The organism is Acinetobacter sp. 1130196 (assembly GCF_000588095.1).
GTDB lineage: Bacteria > Pseudomonadota > Gammaproteobacteria > Pseudomonadales > Moraxellaceae > Acinetobacter > Acinetobacter nosocomialis.
Window position 1 is genome coordinate 1 of record NZ_JFWX01000042.1, and the last position, 13,586, is coordinate 13,586.

Consider the following 13,586-nt stretch of genomic DNA (forward strand, 5'->3'; position numbering starts at 1 on the left):
ACCTGATGCAAAGGCAGAATCAGTGCGCAAGGCTTTAACTGAAGCTCTGAAATATTTACCTGCAGAACTGCGTAAAACGTTGACCTATGACCGTGGACGCGAGATGTCAGAACATAAAATACTCGAAGAAGATTTAGGCATAGATGTATATTTCTGTGACCCACATTCACCTTGGCAAAAAGGCACATGCGAAAATATGAATGGTTTAATTAGGCAATATTTACCTAAAGGGATTGATTTAAATCAGGCAGATCAGCATTATTTAAATCAAGTTGCCATGTCACTGAATACTCGTCCTAGAAAGGCGTTAGATTGGCTTACACCATTAGAGAAATTTGCTCAGCTTGTTGATTATCATATGGCTTTTGAAACTGTCGCACCTCATGTTTGAATTCGCCGTAGTTCATCCTTTAGCTATAGATTACTTATTATATACTATTGTTATGTTATACAGTAGCTTTTAATAAGAACTGTAAGTAACGAATCACAAACTCAACACATCTAAACATTTTTTTGTGGCACTTTAGATTGATGTATGTCGGCGGCGACAAAAATAAAGGGATATTTATATGATAAATAAGTGTAAGTGTCATAGCTTAATTTATTTAAATCGCTAAGATAGAAAATTGAATGAATCATCCTCCTGATGCTACAACCATAGAATAAGCCCATGAAAGACAAGCCGACATTAACTTATCAATTGCCGACTCAGTCCTGTTGGACGCATACATGGATAAAACCGCCTTTTTGTCATCCTGAATTGGGCCATGAAAACGACACCCGTTTTTATAATCAGCAGCCTAGATCGCCTGCACGAGGATCGAAAGAATTATTGCGTTGGTTAGTCACTCGTGAATCTTATACATGGAATGTTGATATTCAAGGTGAATACGAAACTCGTGTGAATACACCAATTGCCTTACCACAGAACCGTCCTCATGCGGATTTAGATGATTGGCAAGTATGGTTTGTAGGTCACGCTACTGTACTCATTCAAATTGGACCATATAACTTTATTACCGACCCGGTTTGGTGTGATTATGCGAGTCCGTTGCATGGGCGTGGGCCACGCCGTGTATGCCCGGCCGGTTTTGCTTTGGAACAGTTGCCCACTATTCATGGAGTCTTACTGAGCCATAATCATTATGATCATATGGATTTGGCAACGCTTGAATGGTTGCACAAGAAATTTGCGATGCCGATTTATACAGGGCTTGGCAACGGGTTTTACTTGCCTAAAGATTTCCATGTCATTGAAATGGATTGGTGGCAAGAAATTCCTTATCATGAGTTAAGAATTGTCTATACACCTGCTCAGCACGGTTCGGGGCGGGGCTTACGTGATCAAAATAAAGCACTTTGGGGTGGTTTTTCGGTTTTGGCAAAAACAGGTCATTGTTTTTTCGCTGGTGACACTGGCTATGCAGCACACTTCAAACAGATACATGCACGTTATGGCGCACCACGTGTTGCTTTACTTCCAATTGGAGCTTATGAACCTCGTAAACTAATGAGCTACGTTCACATGAACCCTCAAGATGCAGTTCATGCACATTTGGATTTACAAGCGCATCGTTCTGTTGCGATTCACTATCGAACTTTTCAGTTAACAGATGAAGATCGGGAAGACCCTGAACATGCTTTAGCTCAAGCTATTAAAGCTTCATCAAAACTTGCTAATCCCTTTTATTGTATTCGAGAAGGGCATAAATTGACTGTCTAAAAGCCTATGGTTTTTATATTAAAAAAGCCAGTTCAAATTGAACTGGCTTTTTATTATTTCGACTTAAATTAAGCTAAGTCAAAACGGTCAAGATTCATGACTTTTGTCCATGCTGCAACAAAGTCTTTAACAAATTTTTCTTTACCGTCGGCTTGAGCATAAACCTCTGCCAATGCACGTAAGATTGAATTAGAACCAAAGACTAAATCATTGCGTGTTGCAGTAAATTTAACTGCACCTGTTTTACGATCTTTGCCTTCAAATACTTCACTTGTTGAATCAACAGGTGCCCATACATTCGACATGTCGAGTAAGTTTGTAAAGAAATCTGTGCTAAGTACACCGACTTGCTGAGTGAATACACCATGCTGTGAACCATCCCAATTGGTGCCCAGTACACGTAAACCACCAATTAATGCAGTTAACTCTGGTGCAGTCAAAGTCAGTTGCTGAGCTTTATCAATCAATAAGATTTCAGCTGGTGTGTTGATACCTTCTTTCTTCCAGTTTCTAAAGCCATCAGCAGCGCCGAGTAGTAATTGGAAAGTTTCGATATCAGTTTGACTTTGTAATGCATCAACGCGACCAGGAGCGAATGGTACGCTAACGTTGAAACCTGCCGCCTGAGCAGCTTGTTCTACACCGATGTTCCCTGCAAGCACAATTAAGTCAGCCAATGATAATTGGGTTGATGCTTTGAGTTCTTCAATTTTAGTTAAAGTCTCAACAGCTTTTTTATTGACTTCCCAACCACGTTGAGGAGCTAAAGCAATGCGTGCACCGTTTGCTCCACCGCGTTTGTCTCCACCACGGAATGTTGATGCTGATGCCCAACCAAGAGAAACCAACTCACCGGCAGATAATCCTAATGCCACAATTTTTGCTTTTGCATCAGCAATACTTGCAGCAGATGGAATAGCGTTAGCGGCCGGTAATGGGTCTTGCCAAATTAAATCTTCAGCAGGGACTTCAGGACCTAAATAACGTGCTTTTGGACCCATATCGCGGTGAGTTAATTTGAACCATGCGCGGGCAAAAGCATTTGCAAAGGCTTGAGGGTCGTTATGGAAGCGACGAGAGATCTTTTCAAACTCAGGATCAAAACGTAAAGTCAAATCTGTAGTCAACATTGTTGGCTTACGTTTAATTGACGGGTCGAAAGGATCAGGAATAATTGCCTCAGCATCTGCTGCTACCCATTGGATTGCACCAGCAGGTGAACGTTCTTGTACCCACTCGTATTTGAATAGGTTTTCAAAGAAGTAATTGCTCCATTGTGTTGGTGTCTGTGACCAAATCACTTCTAAACCTGACGTGATCGCATCTTTACCCACACCTGTGCCATAGCTATTTGCCCAGCCAAAGCCCATTTGCTCAATTGGAGCGCCTTCTGGATCGGCATGAACATGGTCAGCAGAGGCTGCACCGTGAGTTTTACCTAAAGTATGACCGCCTGCAATCAAAGCAACAATTTCTTCATCGTCCATTGCCATGTTGCCGAAAGTCGCGCGAATAAAAGGCGCAGCTGATCTTGGGTCACCGCTAGCTTCTGGGCCTTCAGGGTTTACATAAATTAGTCCCATCTCGGTTGCCGCAAGATTACTGCCAGCTAAAGCTTCAGAGTTACGATGAGCTAACCATTCTTTTTCATCGCCCCAGTTTACATCGTTGTCTGGTTCCCACACATCTTCACGACCAGCACCAAAACCAAAGGTACGGAAGCCAGAAGACTCAAGTGCAATGTTCCCGGCAAGAATAAATAAGTCAGCCCATGATATTTTTTGACCGTATTTTTGTTTAACAGGCCATAGTAAACGGCGTGCTTTATCTAAACTTGCGTTGTCAGGCCAGCTATTTAAAGGCGCAAAACGTTGTTGACCACGACCCGCACCACCACGGCCATCACCCATACGGTAGGTGCCGGCAGCATGCCATGCTAAACGAATAAATAAGCCTGTGTAATTTCCCCAATCGGCTGGCCACCAATCTTGGGAATCGGTTAAGACATTTTTGATATCCGCTTTAAGTGCGTAGTAGTCAATTTTTTTAAATTCTTCACGGTAATTAAAATCTTTACCAAATGGATTAGAGCGTTCTGAATGTTGATTGAGTAAGTCGACGCGTAATTGATTTGGCCACCAGTGCAAATTAGTCGTGCCACCACCGACTGTTACTTGCGGTTTTGAGTTATGACCTGAAAAAGGACATTTTGATTCGTTTGACATGATTATATTCTCTCTGGGTAATATTTATTTGAGCTCTTAATGGAACCGAAAGCTCATTTTCCTGGACTTCTGGGTTAAAAAATGATGCTTATCGAATAAAGAAATGAGGAAACAAGTGGTGAGATAAACCGTTTTAAAAATTTTTTCACTGTTATGTCAGCTCATCATTTTTATTCAACAATACATGAGTTTCCTTTGTTTATTATTCCTTCAATTTACTGCATGAAGGCTAAAAAACAAGAGGGAAAATGGTTCGACTTTTGCAAATAATGATGCATGGCATGAGCTCCTTAATCATTGAAACATCGCAATATCTTTCAATTTCGTTCTTTAAATATACTAAAATTTGATTGTTTATTTTTCAAATGGATTAAATTGTCTATATTAATAGGTAAAATCGATTTTAAGGGTTAAGCAAAATTGTTGAGTACGGTAAATGGGGATTTGAAAAAGAAAAAACTAAAACTAGTTCAATTAAAAAGGAGAGTTAAAACTCTCCTTTTTTAAATATTTATACGGTGACAAGGCGGTTAGATTTAACCATATCCGCCAAACCATGCGTTTTAAAGTAATACTCAAGCCAGCTTTTTACAATAAGCGGGTTATTCATTTTCATGACATCATCAAGTAACTTTTGCGCATCTGTCATTGGTACATGGCAAATTGCTTTACGCACACGTAAGATATTGCTTGAACTCATAGAAAGAGTATTAAAGCCCATTGCCATTAGTAAGATTGCTGATAATGGGTCACCCGCCATCTCACCACAAATACTTACCGGTTTTTGGTATTTGTGACATTCCTTCACCAGTCGAGTCAACGCACGCAAAATAGATGGATGGAAGTGTGAATATACGCTAGCCACATGCGGATTATTACGGTCTACCGCAAGTAAGTATTGAGTTAAATCATTTGAACCAACCGAGAAGAAATCGACAAGTTCAGCAAACTCATCAATTTGTAGCAGTACACTTGGTACCTCTACCATAATCCCGATTTTTGGTTTAGTAATTTTAACTTGCTCTTCTTCTTGCACGGCTATCCAGTCTCGCTCAAGTAAATAAAGTACTTCTTCGACTTCACTTACTGTTGTCACCATTGGCAATAGAATATGTAAGTTATTTAAACCAATACTGGCTTTGAGCATTGCTCGGATTTGTGCTGAGAAAATCTCCGGATGATCGAGTGTAAAACGAATACCGCGCCATCCTAATGCTGAGTTTTCTTCTTCGATACTGAAGTACGGTAAATCTTTATCGGCACCAATATCGAGGGTTCGCATTACTACTGGTTTATTGGCAAAGTGACTCAACTGTTGGCGGTAGATTGCACGTTGTTCTTCTTCACCCGGGAAACGTTCCCGTAACATGAATGGAATTTCACTTCGGTATAGACCTACACCTTGCGCGCCGCGTTGTACGCCGCGAACAACATCAATCATGAGACCCGTGTTTACAAAAAGTTGAACAGAAACCCCATCAGGAGTAATCGCTTCTTTGGTCTCGTATTGTTTGAGATCTTTTGCGATTTGCTCGTCTTCTTTTTGAATTTCTTTATAGCGTTGGCGTAAACGACGTGGAGGGTTCACAAAAACACGACCCTGATAGGCATCCACAATCATTTCCGCGTCATCAAGCGTATTTACAGGCAGTTCGGTTACACCAACTACAGTTGGAATACCTAATGCGCGTGCCACAATCACCATATGTGAATTAGCTGCACCTTCTGAGGTTACAATAGCAGCGATATTATCGACTGGTAACTCGACGAGCGCAGCAGTACTAATTTCTTCACCAATTAAAATACTGTCTGGACTGAGTTCACGGTGGCTAGAATCTTCTTCTTGTAAACACGCTAAAATACGTCGGCCTAAATCTTTAAGGTCGGAAACGCGTTCGCGAAGATAGTCATCTTCCATTTGCGCAAATAGGGCAGTGTGCTTTTCAATTACACGACGTACAGCACCTTGTGCCCAATGACCATCACGAATCAGATCTTTAATTTCTGCAGGTAATGCATTTTCATCTAGCATTCTTAAGAAAACACTAAATAAAGCGCGTTCTTCTGCCATGAGTGAATCATGCATTTTTTCGTCTAAAGAACGAATTTCTGAACGAACTGATGAGATCGCTTGATCTAAAAGGCGAAGTTCATGGCTAATATCTTCTGCTTCACGGTCAGGGACAGCACCCAAATCGGCAGGGGGATATAAAATGATAGCGCGGCCTAAAGCAACACCGCCTGCACCTGAAGCGCCTTGGAAGGTTTTATAGGCAGGGCCATTGCTTGGTTTACGAAATACATCGATGTTACCAACCGCGTGAGCATGTGCAATTACCCCGGAAAGCTGTGCACATAGCGTAACTAAAAAGGACTCGGCTGCTTCGCTAAAATCTTGAGGAAGTCTATTTTGGACGACTAAAACACCCATAACCTTACGACGGTACATGACAGGTACGCCGAGGAATGAGTTATAAATTTCTTCGCCCGTTTCGGGTAAGTACAAGAAGCGCTCATGCTTTGGGGCATTATCAAGGTTAACGATTTCCTCACGTTGCCCAACCAGACCGACCAAGCCTTCACCTAACTGCAATGAGACATGTCCAACAGATTCTGGATTTAAGCCTTTTGAGGCCATCAAGACATAACGCTGATTGCGTTCATCGAGTAAATAAATAGAGCAAACATCCACTTTCATGGCCTCAGCAACCTGATTGACCATAATGTCTAACGATTCATGCAAACTCACGGACGCATTAATCTCTTGGACAATGCGTCTTAGAGTGTCGAGTTGCATGTTTGACATGGATGTATACTCCAGTATTTTTTAGACTATGAATGTATTTATAACAGCACTTTTAATAAAAATCATTTGCTAGATAAATGATTTTTAGGGTAATTGTTGCATAGGCAACTGTGTACACAACTCCACCATGGCTTTGCGGTAAACATCACGCTTAAAGTTCACCACTTGACCAAGAGGATACCAATAGCTAACCCACTGCCATTCATCGAATTCGGGCGGGTCAGAGAGGTTCAACTGAATATTTTTTGCAGGCGCAGTTAACTTCAGTAAAAACCATTTTTGTTTCTGTCCGATACATACGGGGTCAGAGTCTGACCGAATGTACCGATGTGGCAAACGATAACGCAGCCATCCCTTGGTTTGCGCAATAATCTGGACATGTTCGGGCAATAAGCCGATTTCTTCTCTCAGTTCTCGAAAAAGTGCCTGTTCAGGGGTTTCTCCAAACTGGATGCCTCCTTGTGGAAATTGCCAAGCATTGTGACCAATGCGCTTTGCCCATAAAACCTGTCCATCATCGTTTGCCAAAATGATCCCGACATTCGGTCGGAAACCTTCTGAGTCGATCATTTGGCTACCTAAATATTTGTCTATATCGTTGACTTTGACCACGGGGACCAACAACTTTTTATGTCCAGCTCGAAAAGATCAAAGTAAAATGTTTAAATTGTTACGATCTTAACGAATTTCTATCGACTAGCGGAGATAGATTTACATTTTTTTTCTTAAATTTCAGTTTAAACGAGAATTTTCATGAAACTGGCGTTGTTTGATTTAGACCATACCTTGTTAAATACCGATTCAGACCATTCTTGGGGTGAATTTTTAGTCAATGAAGGTTTGGTTGATCCGGTTCATCATCGTCAGATGAATGATAAATTTTATGAAGATTACAAAGCAGGGCAACTTGACCCCTATGCTTATAATGAATTTGTTTTTGGCTTTTTAACTAAGCATGACAATAACTATTTAACTGAGCTTCATCAGTTGTTTATGGAAAAAGTAATTCGCCCTCAAATGCGCCCTAAAGGTTTTGAGGCGATTAAGAAACATCAAGATTTAGGCCATACCATTGTGGGTATTACGGCAACGAGTGATTTTATTACGGCGCCGATTTTCCGTGAATTTGGCATTACTGAAATTTTAGCAACCAATGCCGAAGTTGTTGATGGCAAATATACAGGTAAAGTTGCGGGCTTGGCATGTTATCAAAAAGGTAAGCTTGCGCGTCTTGACGATTGGTTGGCTGGACGCAGTGTGTCTGAGTCTTGGGCTTATTCAGATTCAATCAATGACCGTTTTTTACTTGAATATGCAACACATGCAATTGCTGTAAATCCTGATGATCGTCTAGAAAAGTTAGCTCAAGAGCATAACTGGGAAATTCAGGACTGGTCGATTTAAGATTGTAGAGTTGGAAGACCCATACGGTATTTAAGGTTTTCCAACTCTTAATTCATTAGGTTTAAATCGTTCTTTTTATATCCCATGAAAATCCTAATCCAAAAATAAATATTGATAAGTTCAATAAAAATAAATTTAAAAAAAGAGGTAATAATGTCAAAAACACTACAGATTAAATTACCAGAACAACTTTGGAATAATCAAAGCATTGATTTAACACGTCATAGCTATCAAGGAAAATTACTGAGTAAAAGTGAGGGTTTTAAATTAGGTAAGACTCAACGGAAAAAAGTACCGCTTGAACAACTTTCAAAACTTTCTGAACGGCCAGAAGGAACAACTGCTTTAACGATCTATGATTGGACTAACCAAGGACGTTTAGAAAAACTCAAACCGATTCGTGCAAAACGGATGAGCGTTTCACCATTTACATTTTATCGTGGTATGCCTTCTTTGATGCTATTTGACCAAGTGTGGGAGCCACTAAATTCAGGTTTATTTCAACAGATTTGTGGTGATTGTCATTTAAGTAACTTTGGTGGTTTTGCAAGTCCAGAACGCAACCTGTTATTTGGAATTAATGATTTTGATGAAACTTTAGTTGCCCCGTTTGAATGGGATGTAAAGCGTTTAGCAACCAGTTTTGTGATTGCAGCACGCGATATTAATCTTGCAGATAAAGTGGGTTTAAAGGCAGTTAAAATAATGCTGAATAGCTATCGTCAGCACTTATTAGAAAATGCCAAACTTTCGCCCCTACAAGTTTGGTATGAAAAAATTGATGCCGTTACCTTATTAGAAAATACTGAATGCCCAAAACTAAGAAAGAAAAGCGAAAAGGATCTTGATTCTGCGCAGAAAAAAACGGTGTACTCTGTATTGCCGAAGCTTACACAGCAAGACCAAGATACAGGTTTACGTCATTTTGTAGATGATGCGCCGTTATTATGGCATCCAAGTGCAGATGAACCATTTAGTAAAGATGTTGATGTATTCTTTAAACAATATCGTGACTCTTTGAAATATGATCGCCAAGTCCTTTTTGATCGTTATCAATGTACAGATGTGGCTTTTAAAGTGGTTGGTATCGGAAGTGTTGGTACACGATCAGCCATAGCATTATTTCAGGATGCAGATCGGGAACCATTAATTTTACAAATGAAAGAAGCGAATCCATCAATTCTTAGTCCGTTATTTGTAGAACAAGTAAATCACGAAGGTGAACGTGTAATACATGGCCAGCAACTGATGCAGGCCGCAAGTGATATATTTCTTGGATTTTCCTCAATATCAACTCAACATTTTCATGTACGTCAGTTACGTGATATGAAAATCTCTTTTAATCTTAAGGATATGGATGAAGAGTATTTCTATAAGTATGCTGAAGATTGTGGCTTGGCTTTAGCGCATGCCCATGCAAAATCGGGAAATGCAGATGTACTTATAGGATATCTTGGAGAGGGCGATACGATTGTAGACGTATTACAAACCTATGCAGAAGAATATGCAGAGCGTAATCTAAACGACTATCAGCAATTTATGAATGAAATTGCTGATAGTAAGATTCAGCTCGCCGGAGATGATGCGCTTTAATAAATTATTTAACTTTCTCTGTGGCATGCCAAATATTTGGGTCAGGGTTATGTTGATGCCAACGCTTGAAGTGCGCCCGCCATTGCTGAAAGGGCTCCGATAACGTAGGGCGTGGATCATCACTTAAACTATAAGCCATGCCTTCTACCAGCCATTTAGGTTTAGTCAGCATTGCTATATTTCCCCATTCTTCGGCTTGTCGATGATGAATAAGTTCATGAGTGATGTAGAAATCTTTCCAGCCTCGCGGTGCAACCAATAACCCCAAATTACCAACCGCTTTAGCGGCTGCTTTTTCCATACCAAAGGTATTGGCACATTGTGGAGTGGAGCAAAAAACCATAGTGGGTTGTTGATGAAAAGCACCTAGTTTATCTTGGGTTTCTTGTAATGCCTGATTATAAAGTGTGTTCGCAAGAGGTTGTGTCTTTGGATTATCTACACAGACTTGACCATCACAATGTAACAATGAAAGGTGATGGGCGAAAATAACACGTATCGGTTTAAACCAAATAAATGTAACTAGAACTAAGATAGCTAAAGTTATAAATATATATAAACCGACTTTAATTATATTTGAATATGGATTCTTCACAATCATGAATCTTAAGCGAAAAGTATAATGATAGTAGAGTAAAGGGTATATATTTACAGTATTATTTCTAATCAATATATAACTTTATTAATTAAAATAGCATGACTAAAAATAAGCGCACTAAAAGTAAAGGTAGCAATGGTTTCTTTCAAGAATTTATAGATCAGCTCATTACCGCTATTTTTGGTGAGTTACTTATTTATATCATTGCTTTACTGTTTATGAGTGCACTTGGCGGAATTATTTTCGCTGCTATATGTTTCAGTTGGGGCGTTCTATTTTTACTACTACCTTTCGCGGTTTTGTTTTATATCCTTGTTAAAAAATATAGCCATTAATACCGTTATTCTTGCATCATTTTAATCAACTCTTGCATGGCTCTAGATTGCGTACGTGCAGGGTGCCATACCATACCTAGCTGACGGTTCATCTCGACATTTAAATCGAGCTGCTGCATATCTTGATTCAATAAAGTTTTTGGTAAAACTGACCAACCTAAACCAATAGAGACCAACATACGAATTGACTCTAGAGGGTTATTGCTCATAGTAATTTTCGGTTTAAGGCCTTGTTTTTCAAACTCGGCTAAAGTAATTTGGGCTGTATAAGTCTGTGCGGCAGGCAGCAAACTTGGATATTCGATTAAATCTTGCAAAGTGAGATTCTTTTGCTGTGCCAATGGATGAAATGGCGCAGCTACAAAAACTAAAGGATCATTCCAGATGGTAATGTAGTTAAGACGTTCATCACCTGAAGGTGGAAGTGTTAAAAATGCAAGCTCTAAATCACCAGCAAGGACCTGTTCATGTGCTTGTTCTGAGTCAACAAAATGTACGTCTAAAGTGACTTGTGGAAACTGCTGAACAAAGTGTTTAAGTGGAGCAGGTAAGTGGTGCAAACCGATGTGATGACTCGTGCCAATTTTTAAACGGCCTTGTATTTGTGTTTGTTCATGACTTAGCGTGTGGTGAATATCTTTAAGTTCATTTAACCAGCTTTTGACTTTTGGTAATAATGAATGCGCAGCATGAGTGGCTTGAACCCCACGTCCTGCCGACTCAAATAGCTTTACGCCGAAATATTCTTCGAGACTATGAATACGTTTGGTAACAGCAGGTTGGGTAATAAAGAGTTGATCTGCAGCCACAGAGATAGACCCTGTTTCCATAACTTTTACAAAAGCTTCAAAGGCTGCAAGATTCATAATACAACTCTACTTGGAATAGAAAAATCGAGAGAGGCTAAAGTCGCCAAGCCAAAATCGTATCATGCTTGCAGCCAAACGTTCTATAAACTTGTGATTTGGCGTATTAATCTTAACCTAAGCAGTTGTCTCTTTTTCGTTTAAAGCTGAAATACGACGGTCTTTTGCTGCCCATACTTTTTCATGAAAGAAAAATGCAAATGCTTGTACGGTTGGTTCTAACATACTTAAGGTTAAAGCCATCCAAATATTACCCGTTACAAAGTAGGCAACTAACATGGCTACCGTAATATGCATAATGTAGTAACTTAAGGTTTTCTTTAATGTACGTTGGTTATTTACAACGAATTTTTGAATATTAGCCATCATCATTCTCTCTACCTATATTTGATATTTTTAGTATAGAGATAAGAGTATAAGATTAAAAATGGATTATGCAAATGATAATCATTAGCAAAACCGATTTAAATATTTTTGAGCAATATAAATAAAGACGGGAATGATTCCTAAAAGTTTTCTAATTTATAAAAATGATAAATTAGATTTATGTGAAACTCTGGCTATAATCGAAGAAAGATTAGAATTACCCAGTCCAATGGAGCAAGACGACATGGCAGGCAAAACTTTATATGACAAATTGTGGGATGACCACGTAGTTACAGAGCGTGATGATGGTTCGTGCTTACTTTATATCGACCGTCATTTATTGCATGAAGTAACAAGTCCACAAGCATTTGAAGGTTTGCAACTCGCGGGTCGTCAACCGTGGCGTTTAAGCGCGAACGTGGCTACACCAGACCATAACGTTCCGACTTCTAAAAAAGAGCGAGATCAAGGCATTGCAGGTATTGAAGATGATACGTCTCGTATTCAAGTTCAAACTTTAGATGATAACTGTAAGGCTTTTAATATTGTTGAGTTTGGTATTAATGACATTCGCCAAGGTATTGTGCATGTTGTTGGTCCTGAACAAGGTTTAACATTACCAGGTATGACTGTGGTATGCGGTGACTCGCATACAGCAACTCACGGTGCTTTTGGTTGTTTGGCGCATGGTATCGGGACATCTGAAGTTGAACACGTTTTAGCGACACAATGTTTGATTCAGAAAAAATCAAAAAATATGTTGGTTCGTGTTGATGGCGTTTTAGGTAAGGGTGTAACACCAAAAGATGTTGTGTTGGCCATTATCGGTAAAATCGGTACTGCAGGCGGTACAGGTTACGCAATTGAGTTCGGTGGTCAGGTTTTCCGTGATATGTCGATTGAAGGACGTATGACGGTATGCAACATGGCGATTGAAGCGGGTGCTCGTGTTGGTATGGTCGCAGTTGATGATAAGACTATTGGATACGTAAAAGACCGTAGCTACGCACCAAAAGGTGAGCAGTGGGAACAAGCGGTTGCTTACTGGAACACTTTACATTCAGACGATGATGCTGTTTTTGATGCAGTTGTTGAATTAAATGGCGCAGAGATTGAGCCACAAGTGTCTTGGGGTACTTCACCTGAGATGGTGATTCCAGTGTCGAAAGCTGTACCAACTTTAGAACAAGCCAAAGATGACGTACAACGTAGTGACTGGACGCGTGCGTATCAATATATGGGTTTAAATGCAGGTCAAGCATTGGCTGATATTCAACTTGATCGTGTGTTTATTGGTTCTTGCACTAACTCACGTATTGAAGATATTCGTGCTGCTGCTGAAGTGGTTAAAGGCCGTAAAGTGGCTTCTAGCATTAAGCAGGCCATGATTGTTCCGGGTTCTGGTTTAGTTAAACAACAGGCAGAAAAAGAAGGTTTGGATAAAATTTTCTTGGAAGCTGGCTTTGAATGGCGTGAACCGGGTTGTTCAATGTGTTTAGCAATGAACGCAGACAAGTTACAACCGGGTGAACACTGTGCATCGACATCAAACCGTAACTTTGAAGGTCGTCAAGGTAATGGTGGTCGTACTCATTTGGTGAGTCCGGCAATGGCAGCGGCTGCTGCAATCGCGGGTCATTTTGTTGACGTTCGTTCATTTTAATTCGGTC

General features: G+C 40.0%; 12 protein-coding genes. 6 read left to right on the top strand and 6 right to left on the bottom strand.

The window, feature by feature from the left end:
• On the top strand, positions 1 to 391 hold a 391-nt coding region (locus tag J671_RS20630), incomplete at its 5' end, for an IS30 family transposase (protein WP_000296298.1).
• A 279-nt stretch (positions 392 to 670) separates the two neighbouring features.
• Positions 671 to 1,723: an MBL fold metallo-hydrolase gene (locus J671_RS20635; protein ID WP_004710732.1), complete on the top strand. Its 1,053-nt coding sequence runs from the start codon at positions 671 to 673 to the stop codon at positions 1,721 to 1,723.
• A 68-nt stretch (positions 1,724 to 1,791) separates the two neighbouring features.
• On the opposite strand, the gene katG is transcribed toward J671_RS20635, so the two are convergent.
• From katG to J671_RS20650, 3 genes are all read right to left on the bottom strand, one after another.
• Complete coding sequence (gene katG, locus J671_RS20640; RefSeq protein ID WP_031983282.1) at positions 1,792 to 3,948, bottom strand: catalase/peroxidase HPI; 2,157 nt, start codon at positions 3,946 to 3,948, stop codon at positions 1,792 to 1,794.
• Between the two features lie 511 nt (positions 3,949 to 4,459).
• Positions 4,460 to 6,754 (bottom strand): phosphoenolpyruvate--protein phosphotransferase, encoded by a 2,295-nt coding sequence (ptsP, locus tag J671_RS20645; protein WP_004710729.1) that lies wholly within the window; start codon positions 6,752 to 6,754, stop codon positions 4,460 to 4,462.
• A gap of 84 nt (positions 6,755 to 6,838) precedes the next feature.
• Positions 6,839 to 7,324 (bottom strand): RNA pyrophosphohydrolase, encoded by a 486-nt coding sequence (locus J671_RS20650; RefSeq protein WP_000567255.1) that lies wholly within the window; start codon positions 7,322 to 7,324, stop codon positions 6,839 to 6,841.
• Positions 7,325 to 7,507: 183 nt separating this feature from the next.
• Here J671_RS20650 and J671_RS20655 point away from each other — a divergent pair, with 183 nt between their 5' ends.
• Positions 7,508 to 8,158: an HAD family hydrolase gene (locus J671_RS20655; RefSeq protein ID WP_002053378.1), complete on the top strand. Its 651-nt coding sequence runs from the start codon at positions 7,508 to 7,510 to the stop codon at positions 8,156 to 8,158.
• Positions 8,159 to 8,311: 153 nt separating this feature from the next.
• Positions 8,312 to 9,751: a DUF2252 domain-containing protein gene (locus J671_RS20660; RefSeq protein WP_031983284.1), complete on the top strand. Its 1,440-nt coding sequence runs from the start codon at positions 8,312 to 8,314 to the stop codon at positions 9,749 to 9,751.
• Positions 9,752 to 9,755: 4 nt separating this feature from the next.
• Here the strand turns inward: J671_RS20660 and J671_RS0104965 are convergent, their stop codons facing one another.
• Positions 9,756 to 10,352: a hypothetical protein gene (locus J671_RS0104965; RefSeq protein WP_022575813.1), complete on the bottom strand. Its 597-nt coding sequence runs from the start codon at positions 10,350 to 10,352 to the stop codon at positions 9,756 to 9,758.
• Positions 10,353 to 10,447: 95 nt separating this feature from the next.
• On the opposite strand from J671_RS0104965, the gene J671_RS20665 reads away from it, so the two are divergent.
• Positions 10,448 to 10,684: a hypothetical protein gene (locus J671_RS20665; RefSeq protein WP_031983285.1), complete on the top strand. Its 237-nt coding sequence runs from the start codon at positions 10,448 to 10,450 to the stop codon at positions 10,682 to 10,684.
• Positions 10,685 to 10,689: 5 nt separating this feature from the next.
• On the opposite strand, the gene J671_RS20670 is transcribed toward J671_RS20665, so the two are convergent.
• Positions 10,690 to 11,550 carry a LysR family transcriptional regulator gene (locus J671_RS20670; protein WP_002053310.1) on the bottom strand — a complete coding sequence of 287 codons (861 nt, stop codon included), beginning with the start codon at positions 11,548 to 11,550 and terminating at the stop codon, positions 10,690 to 10,692.
• A 117-nt stretch (positions 11,551 to 11,667) separates the two neighbouring features.
• Positions 11,668 to 11,922 carry a DUF2061 domain-containing protein gene (locus J671_RS20675; protein WP_004883417.1) on the bottom strand — a complete coding sequence of 85 codons (255 nt, stop codon included), beginning with the start codon at positions 11,920 to 11,922 and terminating at the stop codon, positions 11,668 to 11,670.
• A gap of 238 nt (positions 11,923 to 12,160) precedes the next feature.
• Between J671_RS20675 and leuC the strand changes: the two genes are divergently transcribed.
• Positions 12,161 to 13,579: a 3-isopropylmalate dehydratase large subunit gene (leuC, locus tag J671_RS20680; RefSeq protein WP_031983286.1), complete on the top strand. Its 1,419-nt coding sequence runs from the start codon at positions 12,161 to 12,163 to the stop codon at positions 13,577 to 13,579.
• The last annotated feature ends 7 nt before the right edge of the window (positions 13,580 to 13,586 follow it).